Below are 16339 nucleotides of genomic sequence, written 5' to 3'. Positions count from 1 at the left end.
TCAGGAGGACGCGCGGGACGAAACGGGCCGGGACGCCGGCGTCGAGCCAGGGCCTTGAGCCGGACCGGCTACGGGTGCACGCTCTTCCGCGGCGCGGTGGGCGAGATCGCGGACCTGCCGTTCGGCCGCTGCCGTCGGCGCCTGAGCGCGCGAGGCTTCCCACCGCGGACGAGCGCACGCGACGCAGTGCGTCCACTGTGGACTAGTCCGACGGCCCCCGGAGGGTGAGCACCACCCGCAGCACGTACTCCACCGCCGTCGGGAACGCGGCTCCGCGCAGCTCTCCGCGGTCGGCGAGGTTGCGGGCCGCGAACTCCAGCTCCCGCTCGGGCCCGCCCCGGCGGACCACGAGCGCGGCGATCTCCTCGAACTCGAGGTCCGGGTGATCGAGGCGCGTCAGGGCGAACTCGATGATCAGTTCCTCCGCCGTCACGTCCGCCTCCTCCCGCTTCCTCCAGCGTACCGGCGAACAGGGCCGTCCGGCCCTGTTCCGGTCCTCTCTTCCCCGGGACCGGCGAGGACCTTCGCCCCCGGCACAACCACCGCGGGGCCGACGACAATTCCCGATGTCGGCAATCCCCTTCCCACTGGACGGTGACCGGAATGTTCAGCTTGGCGCCGAGTACGTCGACCGCGACCCGGCAGGCGAAACGGCTCGCCCGGCGGGCCGAGGAGCTCGTTCAGCGGACCTTGACCGGCGTGGGTGCCCGGCACTCCGAGCACCGGATCTCGGCCGACGCCCAGGCCTACTGGCGCGAGCCGGCCGGTGACCGGTGGCAGGCGAACTCGCACTGGCGGGACGCGTCGGTGTTCCAGGACAACGACCTGTGGGCGCGGATCGGCCGGGAACACCTCGAGCTGTTCGAACGGGGTGCCCGGATGGCCGGCTTCACCCGGCCGTGGAACCGGATCGTCGACTGGGGCTGCGGCGGCGGCGCGAACGCCGTGGAGTTCGCCCCCCACGCGCGGGAGTACATCGGGGTCGACATCTCCCCCGCCACCCTCGGCGAGTGCGAACGCGAGGTCGCCGCCGTGTGCGACACGCCCTTCACGCCCGTTTCGATCGACGTCGATGCCCCGGAAGCCGCACTGGGGCGGATCACCGAGCCCTGTGACGTCTTCCTCAGCTTCTACGTCTTCGAGCTGATCCCGACGCCCGAGTACGGCGAGCGCCTGCTCCGCATCGCCTCCAGGCTGCTCAACCCGGGCGGGCTGGCGCTGATCCAGATCAAGTACGACACGGGCAGCTGGTGGACGCGCCCGCGCCGCCGCGGCTACCGGTCCGGGCTCGCCGAGATGACGACCTACCCGATCGCCGGGTTCTGGGAGCTCGCGTCCCGTTGCGGCTTGACTCCCGCCGCCGTGCAGCTCGTGCCGCGCAACGAGCTCGACAAGCACTACGCCTACTTCTTCCTCACGAAGGGCTGAGCCGACGGCTTACTGTACCGTCCAGACGGTATAGTAAGCCGCATGACCGCCACCTCGCCGACGTCCGTCCGCCCATTGAGCCCCCGCCGGCGCTGGGCCGCGCTGGGCGTGCTCGTCGGCGCTGTGCTCCTGCTCGCGATCGACGGCACCGTGCTGTACCTCGCGGTGCCCTCGCTCACCCGCGAACTGGCGCCGACCGCCACCGAGATCCTGTGGATCGGGGACGTCTACTCACTCGCGCTGGCCGGGCTGCTCGTCACGGCCGGGAACCTCGCCGACCGCTTCGGGCGCAAGAAGGTGCTGCTCATCGGCACCGCGGCGTTCGGGCTCGCCTCCGCGCTGGCCGCCTTCTCCCCCACGGCCGGCGTGCTGGTCGTCGCGCGGCTGCTGCTCGGGGTCGCCGGCGCCACGATCATGCCCTCGACGCTGTCGCTCATCCGGACGCTGTTCCCCGACCCGCGCGAGCGCACCCGCGCCGTCGCCATCTGGTCGGCCGGCTCCGGCGGCGGCATCGCGCTGGGCCCGCTGGTCGGCGGGGTGCTGCTCGAGCACTACTGGTGGGGCTCGGTCTTCCTGATCAACGTGCCGATCGTCGTCGTCTTCCTGATCGCGGGCGCCTGGCTGCTGCCGGAATCGCGCGATCCGAGCCCGGGCCGGTTCGACCTGCTGTCGGCCGGGCTGTCGATGGCGGCGATCGTCCCGCTGGTCTACGCGGTCAAGCACGCCGTCAGCGCGGGCGTCGACGTCCGGGTGGCCGTCGCGGCCGGGCTCGGAGTGGCCTCCGGTGTCCTGTTCGTCCGCCGCCAGCGACGGGCCGCCGCGCCGCTGATCGACGTCACGCTGTTCCGGCACGGCGCCTTCAGCGGCGCGGTGCTGGCCAACTTCATCGCGGTCTTCGCGCTGATGGGGCTGCTGTTCTTCTTTTCGCAGTACCTGCAGCTCGTCCGCGGCTTCTCCCCGCTGCAAGCGGGCTTCGCGGAGATGCCGGCGACCCTCGCCTCGATCGTCGTCGTCGCCGCCGTCGGCGTGGTCGCCGGACGGCTCGGCCAGGGCCGGGCCGTCGCGGCGGGGCTCGCCGTCGCCGCGCTGGGCCTCGCCCTGGTCGCCATCGCCGAACGCGCGCCGCAGTACTGGTGGCTGGGCCTGACGCTCGTGCCGGTCGGGCTCGGCATCGGCCTGGCGCTGACGCTGACCGTCGATTCGGTGCTGTCGGCCGTCCCGCGGGACAAGGCCGGCTCGGCGTCGGCGATCTCCGAGACGGCCTACGAACTCGGAGCGGCGCTGGGCATCGCGATCCTCGGCTCGCTGGTGACCGTGGTCTACCGCGCCTTCCTGCCGGCGGGCCCGATCCCCGGCGCGGTCCGCGACTCCCTCGCCGGCGCCGCGAGCGTGCTGGACCCGGCCTCGGAGCTCGCCCACGCGGCTCGGGAAGCCTTCACGGGGGCCATGCAGGTGACGTCGCTCGCGGCGGCCGCCGTCACCGCCGTCGCCGCGCTGATCGCCTGGCGTACGATTCCGTCCGGAAAGGACTGAGCATGCCTCGCAAGGCCGGGCGCAGCCCGGAAGAGACGCGCCGCGCCCTGCTCGACGCCGCCGCGACGGTCATCCGCACCCGCGGTGTCTCGGCCTCCCTGGACGACATCGCCCGGGCGGCCGGCGTGTCGAAAGGCGGGCTGCTGTACCACTTCCCGGCCAAGGACGCGCTCGTGCGCACGCTCGCCCAGGACCTGCTCGACAGTTTCCGCACCGAGGTGCACGCGGCGCTCGACCCGGCCGACACCGCCCCGGGCCGGCTGACGCGGGCGTACGTCCGGGCGTCGCTGGACACCTCCTACGACGAGGTCGCCGTCCGCGAGACCATCGCCCTGATCGCCCAGCTGATCTCCATTCCCGAGATCGCCGGGCTCGCCCGCGCGGACGCGGAGCGGTGGGAGCGCGAACTGCACGAGGACGGCCTCCCGGGCGACGTCGTCACCTTGGTCGTCGCGGCGGCCGACGGCGCGAGCACGGCGCCGCTGTGGGGTGCGGGCATCGACGTGGCGGCCGCGCGGAAGCTGGAGCAGCAGCTGCTCGCGCTGACCCGGACCACCTGACGGTTTGTCAACCCGACTTTGGTGTTGGTAAATCACCACTTTCCGGCCCTACGTTCGTCGGCTCCGGCACAGGTGACTTCCCGGTAAATTTTCGGCAGCGCGCGCAATTCCGGCAAATCCCCGTCCCCTCCCGAGGAGTCTTCCGATGTCGAGGAAGTTCGCCCTGGCCGGCGCCGTCGCGCTCGCCCTGGCCGTGACCCCGCTCGCCGCGGGCACGGCGTCGGCCGCCACCGAGCAGGAAGCCGCCGTCACCACGGTCTACTACAGCACCGCCAGCGCACCGACGTTCCGCTCGGTGATCAACGCCGGTGCCGCCAACTGGAACCGCAGCGTCACCAACGTCCGGCTGGTCGAGCGCAACTCCGGCGCGAGCCTGCGCTACACCGAGGGCAACGACCCCCGCGGGTCCTACGCCTCGACCAACGGGCACGGCAGCGGCACCATCTTCATCGACTACACCCAGGCCCGCCAGTACAACCCGACCCGGATCGCGGCGCACGAGACCGGGCACGCCCTCGGGCTGCCCGACCACTACTCGGGCCCGTGCTCCGAGCTGATGTCGGGTGGCGGCCCCGGCCCGTCCTGCACGAACGCGGTCCCCAACGCGACCGAGCGCGCGCGGGTCAACCAGCTGTGGGCCAACGGGCTCGTCGCGAACAGCGAGCAGCGGGTCTACGAGACCGTCTACGGCTTCTGAGCCTCCGGGGCGGTGGCCCGGCGCCCGGGCCACCGCCCTGACGGGGTCGATCTCGGTGATCATCCCGATGGCAACCCGCCAGACCGTCAATACGGTCGGAACATGCGAAACCTCCTCGTCGCCGGCCTCGCCGGCGCCCTTCTCCTGACCGCGCTCCCCGCCGCCGCGGCCGCGGCCACCCGGCTCGCCTTGCCCGCCCCCACCGGGCCGTACGCCGTCGGCCGCGTCGATCTGCACCTCGTCGACCCGGCTCGGCCGGATCCCTGGGTCGCCGGGACGCCCCGGGAACTCATGGTCACCGTCCGGTACCCCGCGCGTCCCGGCGGCGGGCCGAAGACGCCGTACGTGACCTCAGTAGCGGCCGAGATCCTCGCCGAGGAAGACGCGCGCCAGCTCGGCATCGCCGCCGACCGGCTCGATTACACCTTCCCCACGCACGCGCGCGCCGGCGTGCCCGCGGCCGGGGGGCCGCGGCCGGTCGTGCTCTATTCGCCCAGCGCCAAGTACCCGCGCTCGGTCGGGACCACGCAGCTGGAACAGCTCGCGAGCGAGGGCTTCGTGACGGTGGCGATCGACCACACCCACGAGCCGGCCGCGGTGGAGTTCCCCGGCGGCCGCGTCGAACGGCGGGTGCTGCCCTCGGGTCCCGAGGCCGGACGGCAGCTGATCGCCACCCGCGTCGCGGACACCCGGTTCGTCCTCGACGCGCTGGAAACCCTGGCCCGCGGCGGAAGTCCGGACGCCGAGCGGCGTGCGCTCCCGGCCGGGCTGAGCCCGGACGTCTCGCGTGCCGGCATGTTCGGCCACTCCGCGGGCGGGTTCACCACCGGCGAGACGATGGTGTCGGACGCCCGCCTGGACGCCGGAGCCGACCTCGACGGCAGCATGGCCTACTCCCAGTCGGCCCGCGAGTTCGGCCGCGCCGCCGACGAAGGGCTCGACCAGCCCTTCCTGCTGCTCAGCGCGGGCGACCACAGTGCGGCGTCCGACCCGTCGTGGCAGGAGTTCCTCGCCCACCAGCGCGGTCCCGTCCGCACGCAGCACCTGTCGGACGGCGAACACTTCAGCTACACCGACTACCAGGCGCTCCTCCCCCGGCTCGGCCTGGACCCCGCGTCGATCGCGCCGTTCGTCGGGACCGTCGACGCGGATCGGAGCGTCGCCACGCAACGGGCGGTACTCAGCGCGTTCTTCGGCCGTTATCTCGCGCGGCGATGATCCGTTCGGGACGGGACCGGGTCGCCGATGTCAGCGGCGGGTCCACTGCTGGTTGGCGCCGCCGCTGCAGGTCCAGAGGATGAGCTTCGTGCCGTTCGCGGTGGCCGCGCCGCTCGCGTCCAGGCACCGCCCGGACACCGCGTTGGTGATGGTGCCGTTCGCGGTGAGCGTCCACTGCTGGTTGCGCTGGCCGTTGCAGTCCCAGACGACCACGGCGGTGCCGTTCGCCGTCCCGCTGTCGTAGGCGTCGAGGCACTTGGTGCCGTTGACGACGAGCTGCCCGCGCACCGGTGCCCAGGTCTGGTTCGGGCCGGCGGCGCAGTCCCAGAGCTCGGCCTGGATCCCGTTGGCGATGCCGTTGTCGTCGACGTCGGCGCACCGTCCGGACTGGCCCCCGGCGAGCTGGACGCCGTTGCTGCCGGGAAGCGGCAGCACAGAGACGTCGGACAACTGCGGTGGGGTCCCCGAGAACGTCAGCGTGTTGGTGTTCCCCTTGCCCAGTGACACGACGGCCGAGATCGTCTTCGCCGACCCGCCGGTCGCCGGGAAGGCGAGGACGGTCGGCTGCTGGCCGTTCACGGCGAGGGTGGCCGTCTGCGTGGCGGTCGCGTTGTAGGAGAACGTCGCGACGGCGAGCCCGGTCGCGGCGGCGGTGACGCCGGTGAACCGGGAGCCGGTGGCCGGGTAGCTCGCCGACGCGGCGTCGGCGCCCTGGACGGTCAGCAGCACCGAGTCACCTGCTGGGACGTTGACGCTGTAGCCGGTGGCGGAGGCACCGGCATTCGTTGCGGCCCAGACGTTGCGCACGGTGGCCGAGGCCGGGGACAGGCCGAGATCGGCCCACCGCACGGACATCGTCGCCGCCGAGGACGTCCGGTTGAGCAGCACCACCGCGCGTTTCCCGGATCCGCTGAGGACCTTCGAGTAGACCTGGAGCCCGGCGGCGTCCTCGGCGACCTTGACGCCCTGCAGGCCGCGCGGGTCCTGGTCGACGGCGATGACTTCCCGGTTGGCCAGGACCGACTTCGTGGCCGCGCTCATCGTCGCGAGGTTGTTGCCCGCCAGCAGCGGCGCCCCCGAAACGGCCCACAGGCTCATCTCCGTGCGGGCCTGCGCGTCGGTGAGGCCGGGCATGCCGACGGTGAGCATGTCGGGGTCGTTGACGTAGCCGGTGTGCTGCGACACCGGGTGCTGCGCCTGGTCGAAGTTGGTCAGCACCTGGCCGAGGGTCGCCGTCTGGCCGTAGAAGATGATGTCCGTGCTGGTCCGCCACATCGGGGCCGTCCCGGCGCCCCAGTTCCACGGGTTCTTCTTGCCCCAGTCGCAGATCGACAGCGTGAGGGTGCGTCCGGTCTGCGCGGTCGCGGCCCGGTTGGCGTCGCTGATCGCCTGGTAGGTGCTCTTCGGGTCGAGGCCTTCGGCGTCGCCGCCGCACCAGTCGACCTTGACGAAGTCGAAGCCCCAGCGCTGGAACTGCAGCATGTCCTGGAGGTAGTGGCCTTCGCTGCCGCTCCCGGGCGCGGCGGGCCGCCCGGTCGGGTAGTAGTAGCCGCAGCCGTCGCGCCCGGCGTCGGTGTAGATCCCGGCCTTGAGCCCCTTGCCGTGCAGGTAATCCGCGATGGCCTGCATCCCGCCGGGCCATTCGGCGGTGTCCACGGTGATGTTCCCGCCGCTGTCGCGGGTGCCCTGCCACCAGCCTTCGTCGATGTTGACGTAGCTGTAGCCGGCGTCCTTCAAGCCGGACGACACGAGCGCGTCGGCCTGGGCCTTGATCGTGGCGTAGTCGATCTTGGCCGCGAAGGTGTTCCACGACGCCCAGCCCATCGCCGGCGGTGGGACGGCCACCTCCGCGGCGGTCGTGCTCGCCGCGGCGGCTTCGAATCCCGGGACGAGTCCGGCGATCAGCACGAGCGCGGACAATCCGAGGCGCAGCTTCATGGCAGGGCTCCGACTTCGTCGTCGAGGAGTGTTAGCGCTAACAAGAACGTCTGGATTGTTGACCCCGCGCGGCGTGACGTCAACCCGCGGACGGCGGGACTTGCGGAGTTAGCTTGCTAGCATGCTAGCCTGCGGTCGTGGGCGATGACGACGTCAAGCAGTTCAACGTCTACCTGCCGATCGGGTTGATCCGGCAGGTGAAGCACCGGGCCATCGAGACCGAGCAGTCGCTCTCGGCGCTCGTCGCCGAAGCACTGCGCGCCTACCTCGAAACCGATCCCGAAGAGGAGCACTGACATGACGACCGAGGGCATCGAAGCGATGTACCTGGAGACGCACAACTGGGGCAAGGCGGCCAAGTTCTTCCAGGCGCTGGGCTACGAGATCGAGTTCGCGACCGACCACAACTCCGGGCAGCTGCGCAACGGCGACGGCCCCTGGCTGTTCATCGCCGAGGTGCCCGAGAGCCAGGAGCCGCGGACGCGGATCCTGTTCAAGGTCCCCGACGCCGAGGCGTTCCGGGCCGACGACATCGTCGAGGTGGTCACCCCGTTCGAGGAAACCCATTACGGCACCCGGGAAATGACCGTCCGCGACCCCGACGGGCGGACGTGGACGCTGTCGGCACCGGGCGCGGCCTGACGTGGCCGCGCCGGACAGCACGGCGGTGCGGACCGCGTTGTGGCGGGCCCTGCACGTCGCCGTCGATCCGCCGCCCCACGTGTTCGCCGACGAGCTCGGCCTGCGGCTGGCCGCGCCGGGCGACGGCTGGCGGGAGCGCGACGACATGGATCCGGCCACCGCCGGGCGCTACCGGGCCGGCATGGTGGCCCGGGCCCGGTTCGTCGAGGACCTGGTCGCCGAGCGGGCCGCCCGGGGTGTCGGGCAGTACGTGATCCTCGGGGCGGGACTGGACACGTTCGCCCAGCGCCGTCCGGACATCGCGGCGCGGCTGCGCGTGTTCGAAGTGGACCAGCCGGGACCGCAGGCGTGGAAACGCGCCCGGCTGGCCGAACTCGGCCTCGGCGTGCCGGACTGGCTGCGTTTCGTGCCGGTCGACTTCGAGACGACGTCGTGGTGGGAGCGGCTCACGGCCGCGGGCTTCACCCCGGACGAGCCGGCGGTCGTCGCCTCCACCGGCGTCAGCATGTACCTCACGAAGGAGGCGAACGCGGCCACGCTGCGCCGCATCGCCGGGTTTGCCCCGGGCTCCACGCTGGCGATGACGTTCATGCTGCCGGCCGAGCTCCTCGACGAGGACGAACGCGACCGGCACCGGGCCACCGCTCGCCGGGCCGAGGCGGCGGGGACGCCGTTCGTCAGCTCCTTCTCCCCCGCCGAAATGCTGACGCTGGCCCGGGAAGCCGGGTTCCGCGACGCCGTCCACGTTTCGGGCGCCGAACTGGACGCGCGGTACTTCGCCGGCCGTGCCGACGGGCTGCGGATCGTGCGGGGCGAGGAGTTTCTCGTCGCTACGGCCGGGGCTGCTGTTCGAGGTACGCCCGCAGCATCGTCTTGACCGGCTCGAGGAGTTCGGTGGCGCCGTCGCCGCGGAACGCCTCCTGGAGCACGGCGTCGGCGGCGAGGAACGCCGTGCGGCACGCCACCGCGGCCGGATAGTCGTCGCGCAGGAGCTGCTGGGCGACGAGGATGCGGTGCACGCCGGTGGCCATCACGCGCTTGTGCGCGAGGTCGGCTTCCCGGGTTCCGTCGGAGAGGCTGCGGCCGAACCAGAGCGCACGGAACCCGGGTTCCGCTCGGTAGAGCCCGGCGAAGGCGTCGACGAGCAGGCCGACCGGGTCGGTCCAGGTCTCCCGCGCCGCCTGCTCGGCGAAGGAGTCCATCAGTTCTTCGAGGCGGGCGAGGTAGACCTCCGCCAGCGCCTCGGTGATGGCGTCGCGGTCGGGCAGGTACTGGTACAGGGCGCCCACGGAGACGCCGGCTTCGGCGGCGACCCGGGTCGTCGTCAGCGCTTCGACGCCTTCCTCACCGAGCAGCCGATCGGCGGCCGCGAGCACCTTGGCCAGCTTCTCCCGCGAGCGCGCCTGGCGCGGCACCCGGCGCAACCGGCCGTCGGTCATCCGCTCCCCAACCTGAATGTGACTTTGGTTCAGGTTCATCGTAACCCCGGCTGACGGCACCCGCGAGCCGGCGGACGTCCGGAAAGTCGGTCGCCCGCGGCCCCGGCCGCGACCTACCCTGGACGTGCGGGAATGCGCATGGAGTGGATCAGCGGCAGATCGCCCGGCTCGGACCGGGGGCGCGGGTTCGAGTCCCGCCTCCATGTCCCCCCGCGGCTTGGAGTAGTTCAGCAGGCAGAACACCCGGCTGTTCTCCGGGAGGGCGCAGGTTCGAGTCCTGCCTCCAAGTCCCAGTTCACCAGGGGGAGTCCACATGGCACAGGAGGCGTCACCCGGTTACGCCTACGGGCAGCTCGAACGCGCGCTGCGCACCGCTTCGTCCACAACGGACGCCGGAGTCCGCCGCCGCGCCCGGGCCAAGGCCGGGCGGTGGCGGGCGGTGCTCGCCGGCATGGCCGACGGGACACGGGAAGTCGGCTCGCGGACCCCGGTCGCGGACACCCCGGCGTGGGTGACGCTCGAGGTCGCGCACGGCGGGTTCGCCACCGGCCGGTACCTCGCCGAGGTCCCGGTGCGCGCGGAGGAACTCGCCGCCGTGCCCGGTGGCGCGCCGGGCCGCACCGACCGCGAGCGCGTCAACCTGGGATACCTCGCCGACGCCGGGCTCGCCGCCCTGCGCGCGGCCCTGGCCGCCGGGGACTACCGGGTGGAGGTCCCGGAGGACGCCGCGCTCCCCGTGGTCGCCTGGCTGCTCGACCACGGGCACGCCGAGGCCGCCCTCGACCTGGTGGCCGAGCTGCGGCCGCTGCTGCACCGGCTGCGCCTCGCCCCGCTGCCCGGCGCGGCACCGCGGCCGTCCGGCGCGCTGGTGCGGCTGGCCACGGTCGGCGAGGTCCGCGAGACGCTGCGGGCGGCGACCACCAAGCCCGCGATCGCGGCGATGCTGGAAACGCTGCGGATCTGGCACCCGCTCTACGACCGGCTGGTCGCGCTGTGGGCGGAAACGGTCGAGGGTGAGCTGCCGCGGCTGACCGCGGACGGCGTCACGGGCGGCTGGCCGTGCCGGACCTGGCCCGAGGGCTGGGGGTCCCGGCGGGCGCAGTGGCTCGTGGACTACGCGACGGCGTGCGCGCGGCACCAGGCGTCGATGTCCCACCGCAACCCGAAGGGCAACTTCGCGCGGCTGTACCGGGCGCTCGCGGCCTGCCAGTTCGCCGGCTCGCGGCTCACCGGCCGCGACGTCGGCTGGATCCGGCGGGCGCTGGCCAACACGATCACCAAGCACGGCGAGCCGGGTTCCGAGCGGCGCGCCGCCCTGCGCGCGGTCCAGGCGGAGGTGGCCGCGCGTCCCACGCACGCCGAACTCGCGGCCGTCCTCGCCGGACGGCTCGACGCCTACCCCGGCGACGGTGGCCTGCCCGCGCTGGAGCCGGTCGTCGAACCGGTGGACGGCGTTCCGCCGCACTTGGCCGCGAAGGTGGTGCGCGCGCTGGAGGCGCCGGTCGAGGAGCTGGTCGAGCGGGGTGTGATCACCTCGGGCGACGTCCTGGCGGCGGTGCTGCCGCAGATCACCGCGCAGCTGATGGCGGCGAACGTCGAGGACGAGCGGCTGGCGGCGTTGTACGCGCAGACCTACGCGGCCTTCCGCCGTCGTCGCGGGCTGCTGCTGCTCGACCTCGAGCACCAGGTCCGGCTGGAGGAGCTGCCGTGGATCCGCGTGCTGGAGCCGTTCCGGGCGCGGCGTCCCGACGTCGCCAGGGCGGCACGGCAGGCGTTGACGCAGACGGTGCTGCTGGCGCTCGGCTCGTTCCCGCAGGCGATCCTGCCCAACCCGCTGGTGCGCGAGCTCGGCGCGCTGGCCGGCCAGGCGGGACTGCCGATGCCGCTGCTGGAGGAGCTGGCGGCCGACATCTTCGTGGGCACGTTCACGGAAAAGTGGCGCACCGCGGCGGCGGCGGCCGGCCGCGTCCTGGCGGGCACGCTGTACGCCAGGTACTACGACCTGCCGGACGAGCACCGGTGGACGGCACCGCCGCGCCGGCTGCGCAGACGCACGGCGGACGACTTCGCGGCGGTGTGCGAGGCCCGGGCGGGCCGCCGGTCCGGATCGGTGGCGGGCAACGGGATGGTGCTCGAGCAGAGCCAGATCCTCACGACGCACAACCTGGCGGTGCTGGTGGAGGCCCTGGAGCTGGCGCCGCGCCTGCGCGAGACGGGGGCGGAGCTGGCCGGGGAGGCGTTCACGTGGGTGGTGCGCCGCATGGCGGGCGACCGGCCACCGATCAGGAACGTGGCGTACGCGTGGCGGCAGGCGGTTTTCTTCCTGAGCTTCGCCGAAGAGGAGCAGCAGCGGGCGGCGGTGGCCGCACTGGGTGAGCGGGTGAGGCAGGCGGGCTTGGCGGACCGGTTCGGCCCGGCGGTGACGGGCTTGGCCGCGGTTCTGGAGGGCGCGAAGTTCTCCCCGGGCGGCACCCTGCGGGCCGGCCGGGGACGGCGCTTGCTCGGCTGGACCACGGGCCCGCACTGGTGCGGATAGCCGTGGCCGAGCGCGGAAGCTGCCGGAAACCGAATCCCACCCCGGTTTCCGGCAGCGGCTCGAGCCTGGCCGCGCAGCCTCGGCTCCTTGCCGCCCAGGGGAGCCTCTCGCCACCGCTCCGAGACCGCTCGGGCGTGGCCGCAGCCGCGGCTCCTTGCCGCCCAGGGCAGCCCTCGCCACCCGCTCCGAAGCGGCCCGGGCGCGGCGGCGCGGCTCGGCGGCTCCCGCACCGCCCCGGCAAGCCGCCGTCAGTGGCTCAAGAGCGGCCGAAGAACCTCGTCCCCCTGCGCCGCAGCGGGAGCCGGCCGGCTACCGCGTCCTCCAGCAGCGCTCCCACCGTCTCGCGCGCGCAGGCCTTGTTCGCGCCGATCCCGCCCGACGGCCCGCGCTTGATCCAGCCCGCCACGTACACCCCCGGCCGCCCGGTGACCCGGCCGGCTTCGTTCGGCACGACGCCCGCTTCCTCGTCGAACGGCAGGCCCCGCACCGGTACCCCGCGGAAGCCCGCCGCCCGGATCACGCGGCCCGTCGCGATCTCGACGTCACCCTCCGGGCCCGACACCACCGCCGCGCGGACCTCCGTGTCCCCGCCGAACGCCACCGGGGCCGAGTGGAACCGCAGGACGATGCGCCGTCCGTCCGGCGGTGGGACCGACCAGTCCACCCGCTCCCGCGGCACTCCCCGCAGCCACGCCGCCTTCTCGCCCGGCTCCGGGTCGTCGATGGCCGCCGCGACGCGCGGGTCGTGCGTGTCCACCACCAAGCCTCCCCTGGCCGCCAGCGCCAGGAGTTCCGGGCGCGTGTACGCCGCCGTCTCCGGGCCGCGGCGGGCCAGCAGCACCACCTCGCGGACCTTCGACGACCGCAGCCGCGCCAGCGCTTCCGGCGCGATCGGCGTCTCCGCCAGTGCCTCCGGGTCCGCCGTGAGGACGCGGGCGATGTCCAGGGCGACGTTGCCGGTGCCCACCACGACCACGCGTTCCGCCGAAAGGTCGACGGCGTCCGGCTCGACGTCCGGGTGGCCGTTGTACCAGCCGACCACCGTCGCGGCCGGCAGGCTGCCCGGCAGGTCCTCGCCCGGGACACCGAGGCGCCGGGCCTCCGTCGCGCCGACCGCGTAGACCACCGCGTCGTGGCGGTCGGCCAGCTCCGGACCGGCCTCGACGCCGAGGCGCAGCCGCAGCCGCGGGTGGTCGTGGAACCGCGCGAACGTCTCGCCGATCTTCTTCGTCGACGGGTGATCCGGTGCGACGCCGTAGCGGATCAGCCCGCCGGCCACCGGAAGGCGGTCGACGAGCGTCACGCGGGCGTTCGTGTGCAGCAGCAGGTCCTCCACCGCGTACATCCCCGCCGGGCCGGTGCCGACGACGGCGACGTCCAGCGGCGCGAAGTCGCTCGGCAGCACCCGCGCGAACGACGGCGGGGCCCACCGGTGGAAGTTCGGCGCGACCGAGACGTCGGCGAGCACGTCCCGGCCCGCGTAGTACTCCGCGTTGATCTGCTCGTACGCCCGCAGCGGCCCGGTCAGGTCGCCGGCCGGGAAGATCGCGTCGACCGGGCAGGCGTCCGCGCAGGCGCCGCAGTCGATGCACGTGGCCGGGTCGATGTAGAGCAGGTCGGTGTGCCCGAAGTCCGGCTCGTCCGGCGTCGGGTGGATGCAGTTGACCGGGCACACCGACACGCAGGACGCGTCGGCGCAGCAGGTCTGGGTGATCGCGAAAGCCATCTCAGATCAGGCTCGCGCGCTTGTAGAACCAGAGGGACGGCTTGGTCAGCAGCCCCGCCGAGTGCAGGAACTCCATCAGCCCGGAGCAGCTGGAGCGCAGCATCGACTTGTGGTGCTCGTTCGCCTTCGCCTCGCGCCGCGCCCGCTTGCCGTCGAGCCCGGCGTTCTCGTAGACCTTGCCGTTCACCATGCTCGTGACGATGAAGTACGACGCGATCGCGACGACCAGGCCGTTGATCTGCCGCCGCAGCCACCCGGCGCCCTTCAGCCGCTCGCGGGTCTCCTCGCGGGCGAACTTCATGTGCCGCGACTCCTCCACGACGTGGATGTTGTTGATGGTGCGCACGAACGGGACCACGCGCTCGTCTCGCATCCAGTCGCGCTGCATGACGTCGAGGACCTCTTCGGCGACGAGGATCGCCGCGTAGGCGGCTTCCCCGGTCGCGGTGGCCTTGAAGACGCGGCCCAGCTCGACGACGAACCGGCGCGGCCGGTAGGCGGGCGCCCGCAGCTTCGCCGCGCCGCGGGCGAACATGATCGAGTGCCGGCACTCGTCGGCGATCTCGGTCAGCGCCCACTGGAACGCCGGGTCGGTGGGGTCCTTGGCGTAGAAGTCGCGCAGGACCATCTGCTGCAGGATCATTTCGAACCAGATGCCGGTGCTCGCCACCGACGCCGCCTCCTGGCGGGTCAGCTCGCGCTGCTGCTCGGGAGTCATTTCGGCCCAGTAGGAGGTGCCGTAGAGGGTGCTCCACTCCGGACTCGCGCCGTGGTAGCCCGTGTCCAGCGGCGTCTCCCAGTCGACCTCCTTGACGGGGTCGTAGGACAGCTGCTCCGACGAGTCGAGCAGCCGCCGCGCCACGGTCTCCCGGTCCGACACGCCCGATTCGCTGATGCTCGTCACGACCGACCTCCTCGTCAGGTGTTACCCAAGTTCACTGTTACCAACCGTAACACATACTCGGGCACCCGTCTGCCGGGAGTTCAGTGAACGACTGTACACTCAAGCGGTGACCCCAGGACGCTCCCCCGCGGAGCCGTTCGGCTCCGGCCTGCTCGGGCCGCTCGACCAGCACGCCACGGCGTTGCGCCGGCGCGTCCAAGGCCTGCTCACAGCGGCGCTGATCGCCACCAACGTGATCGGCGCGCTGGTCGTGGTCGGGCTCGCGGCGCTGCTCATGCCGGCGCCGGGCATGTCCGGCGAACTCGTCCGCGTCACCGCGGTCGCAGTACCCGTGTACGTCGTTTCGGCGGTCGTCGCCGGCACGCTGTGGGGCACCCGCGGTGCCCTCCGCACGCTGCGCTGGGCGGCCGAGGGACGCCGTCCGACCGACGCCGAACGCGCCGCGAGCCTGCGCGTCCCGTTGCGGCTGACGTCCGTGCAGGCCGTGCTGTGGGGCATCGCGACGCTGCTCTTCGGCGGGCTCGCGGCGCTGGGTGCAGCCGGAGGTCGTGCTCACCGAGTTCCTCGTGGTCGCCTTCGCCGCGGTCGTCGTCTGCGCGATCGCCTACCTCTTCGGGGAATTCGCCCTGCGGCCGTACGTGGCGCTCGCCCTGGCGGGCACCGCGCCGCCGAAGCCGGTCAGCGGCGGCGTCAACCGGCGGATGCTGCTGTTCTGGTGCCTGGGCACCGGGGTGCCGGTGGCCGGGCTGGTCGTCACCGCGGTGCTGGCCTGGGTGCGCGGCGACGTCTCCACCACGAAGCTCGCGGTGTCGGTGATCGCGCTCGGGCTGGTCGTGCTGTGCTTCGGGCTGCTGGTCACCGTGTTCACCGCCCGCTCGGTGGTCAACCCGATCTCCTCGGTCCGCGACGCGCTCGGGCGCGTCCGCGCCGGCGACTTCACCGTCGAGATCCCGGTCTACGACGGCACCGAGCTGGGCCTGCTGCAGGCCGGGTTCAACGACATGACGGCCGGGCTGGCCGAACGCGAGCGGCTGCGCGACCTGTTCGGCAGGCACGTCGGCCACGACGTCGCGGTCGAGGCCATGCGGACGTCGGCCGAGCTGGGCGGCACGGTCCGGACGGTGTCGGTGCTGTTCGTCGACCTCGTCGGCTCGACGGCGCTGGCCGCGAGCCGTCCGCCGGAGGAGGTCGTCGGCCTGCTCAACCGGTTCTTCGCGGTGGTGGTCGACGAGGTCGACCGGCACCACGGCCTGGTCAACAAGTTCGTCGGCGACGCCGCCTTGGCGGTGTTCGGGGCGCCCGCGCCGCGCGGCGACCACGCCACCTGCGCGCTGGCCGCCGGCCGCGCGATCGCCCGCCGGCTGGCCGCCGAGGTGCCGGATGGGCCGGCCGGCATCGGCGTGGCGACCGGGGACGCGGTCGCGGGCAACGTCGGCGACCCGCGCCGCTTCGAGTACACGGTGATCGGCGACCCGGTCAACGAAGCCGCCCGGCTGACCGAACTGGCCAAGCACGCGCCCGGCCGGCTGCTCGCTTCGTGGACGGCCGTCGAGTCCGCGGCGGCGGCCGAAGCGGCCTGGTGGACCGCGACCCGGGACGTCACCCTGCGCGGCCGCACCCGGCCGACGACGCTCGCCTCGCCCCGGCAGGCGGACGGATCACCCGCCGGGCCCTGACGTACGGGTGCGGAGCGGACACGGCGTTCGGGGAAACCCCGA

The 16339-nt window shown here is 73.1% G+C and carries 14 protein-coding genes, 2 tRNA genes and 1 pseudogene; 12 read left to right on the top strand and 5 right to left on the bottom strand.

Annotation, left to right across the window (positions count from 1 at the left end):
- Nucleotides 1-202: 202 nt before the first annotated feature.
- Nucleotides 203-433 (bottom strand): hypothetical protein, encoded by a 231-nt coding sequence (locus DV20_RS32140; RefSeq protein ID WP_043786818.1) that lies wholly within the window; start codon nt 431-433, stop codon nt 203-205.
- A 170-nt stretch (nt 434-603) separates the two neighbouring features.
- Between DV20_RS32140 and DV20_RS32135 the strand changes: the two genes are divergently transcribed.
- The 5 genes from DV20_RS32135 (at nt 604) to DV20_RS32115 (ending at nt 5436) form a co-directional block, all read left to right on the top strand.
- Nucleotides 604-1428, top strand: a complete 825-nt coding sequence (locus DV20_RS32135; protein ID WP_051736220.1) for a class I SAM-dependent methyltransferase — start codon at nt 604-606, stop codon at nt 1426-1428.
- Nucleotides 1429-1470: 42 nt separating this feature from the next.
- Nucleotides 1471-2961 (top strand): MFS transporter, encoded by a 1491-nt coding sequence (locus DV20_RS32130; protein WP_043786817.1) that lies wholly within the window; start codon nt 1471-1473, stop codon nt 2959-2961.
- A gap of 2 nt (nt 2962-2963) precedes the next feature.
- Nucleotides 2964-3521: a TetR/AcrR family transcriptional regulator gene (locus DV20_RS32125; RefSeq protein WP_043786816.1), complete on the top strand. Its 558-nt coding sequence runs from the start codon at nt 2964-2966 to the stop codon at nt 3519-3521.
- 145 nt (nt 3522-3666) lie between these two features.
- Nucleotides 3667-4218 carry a snapalysin family zinc-dependent metalloprotease gene (locus DV20_RS32120; protein WP_043786815.1) on the top strand — a complete coding sequence of 184 codons (552 nt, stop codon included), beginning with the start codon at nt 3667-3669 and terminating at the stop codon, nt 4216-4218.
- A gap of 102 nt (nt 4219-4320) precedes the next feature.
- On the top strand, nt 4321-5436 hold the full coding sequence (locus DV20_RS32115; RefSeq protein ID WP_043786814.1) for an alpha/beta hydrolase family protein: 1116 nt from the start codon (nt 4321-4323) through the stop codon (nt 5434-5436).
- 30 nt (nt 5437-5466) lie between these two features.
- Here the strand turns inward: DV20_RS32115 and DV20_RS32110 are convergent, their stop codons facing one another.
- Entirely contained in the window at nt 5467-7374 is a 1908-nt protein-coding gene (locus DV20_RS32110) for an alpha-galactosidase (protein ID WP_043786813.1), read from the bottom strand.
- 137 nt (nt 7375-7511) lie between these two features.
- Between DV20_RS32110 and DV20_RS32105 the strand changes: the two genes are divergently transcribed.
- Genes DV20_RS32105 through DV20_RS32095 form a run of 3 tightly spaced genes read left to right on the top strand, consistent with a single transcriptional unit; the run spans nt 7512 to nt 8893 of the window.
- Nucleotides 7512-7670, top strand: a complete 159-nt coding sequence (locus DV20_RS32105) for a ribbon-helix-helix domain-containing protein (RefSeq protein ID WP_043786812.1) — start codon at nt 7512-7514, stop codon at nt 7668-7670.
- Nucleotide 7671: 1 nt separating this feature from the next.
- Complete coding sequence (locus DV20_RS32100; protein WP_043786811.1) at nt 7672-8016, top strand: VOC family protein; 345 nt, start codon at nt 7672-7674, stop codon at nt 8014-8016.
- A 1-nt stretch (nt 8017) separates the two neighbouring features.
- Nucleotides 8018-8893 carry a class I SAM-dependent methyltransferase gene (locus DV20_RS32095; RefSeq protein WP_043786810.1) on the top strand — a complete coding sequence of 292 codons (876 nt, stop codon included), beginning with the start codon at nt 8018-8020 and terminating at the stop codon, nt 8891-8893.
- Here the strand turns inward: DV20_RS32095 and DV20_RS32090 are convergent.
- The gene (locus DV20_RS32090) at nt 8847-9455 is read right to left on the bottom strand and encodes a TetR/AcrR family transcriptional regulator (RefSeq protein ID WP_043786809.1); all 609 of its coding nucleotides are present in this window, start codon (nt 9453-9455) and stop codon (nt 8847-8849) included. The genes DV20_RS32095 and DV20_RS32090 overlap by 47 nt on opposite strands.
- Before the next feature lie 137 nt (nt 9456-9592).
- Here DV20_RS32090 and DV20_RS32085 point away from each other — a divergent pair.
- The 3 genes from DV20_RS32085 (at nt 9593) to DV20_RS32075 (ending at nt 11991) form a co-directional block, all read left to right on the top strand.
- Nucleotides 9593-9661 (top strand) — tRNA-OTHER (locus DV20_RS32085).
- A 9-nt stretch (nt 9662-9670) separates the two neighbouring features.
- Nucleotides 9671-9748 (top strand) — tRNA-Asn (locus tag DV20_RS32080).
- Between the two features lie 20 nt (nt 9749-9768).
- Nucleotides 9769-11991, top strand: coding sequence for a hypothetical protein (locus DV20_RS32075; RefSeq protein WP_043786808.1), 2223 nt, complete (start codon nt 9769-9771; stop codon nt 11989-11991).
- Nucleotides 11992-12247: 256 nt separating this feature from the next.
- Here the strand turns inward: DV20_RS32075 and DV20_RS32070 are convergent, their stop codons facing one another.
- Both DV20_RS32070 and DV20_RS32065 read right to left on the bottom strand, forming a co-directional pair.
- The gene (locus tag DV20_RS32070) at nt 12248-13717 is read right to left on the bottom strand and encodes an FAD-dependent oxidoreductase (protein ID WP_043786806.1); all 1470 of its coding nucleotides are present in this window, start codon (nt 13715-13717) and stop codon (nt 12248-12250) included.
- A gap of 1 nt (nt 13718) precedes the next feature.
- A complete protein-coding gene (locus DV20_RS32065; protein ID WP_043786805.1) occupies nt 13719-14621 on the bottom strand; it encodes an AurF N-oxygenase family protein in 903 nt (300 codons plus the stop codon).
- Between the two features lie 106 nt (nt 14622-14727).
- Here DV20_RS32065 and DV20_RS32060 point away from each other — a divergent pair.
- Nucleotides 14728-16297: pseudogene (locus DV20_RS32060) on the top strand (adenylate/guanylate cyclase domain-containing protein).
- Nucleotides 16298-16339 lie beyond the last annotated feature (42 nt).

The sequence above is a fragment of the Amycolatopsis rifamycinica genome, from assembly GCF_000695625.1.
Taxonomy (GTDB): Bacteria; Actinomycetota; Actinomycetes; order Mycobacteriales; family Pseudonocardiaceae; genus Amycolatopsis; species Amycolatopsis rifamycinica.
This window is presented reverse-complemented; position numbering and strand designations above follow the sequence as displayed.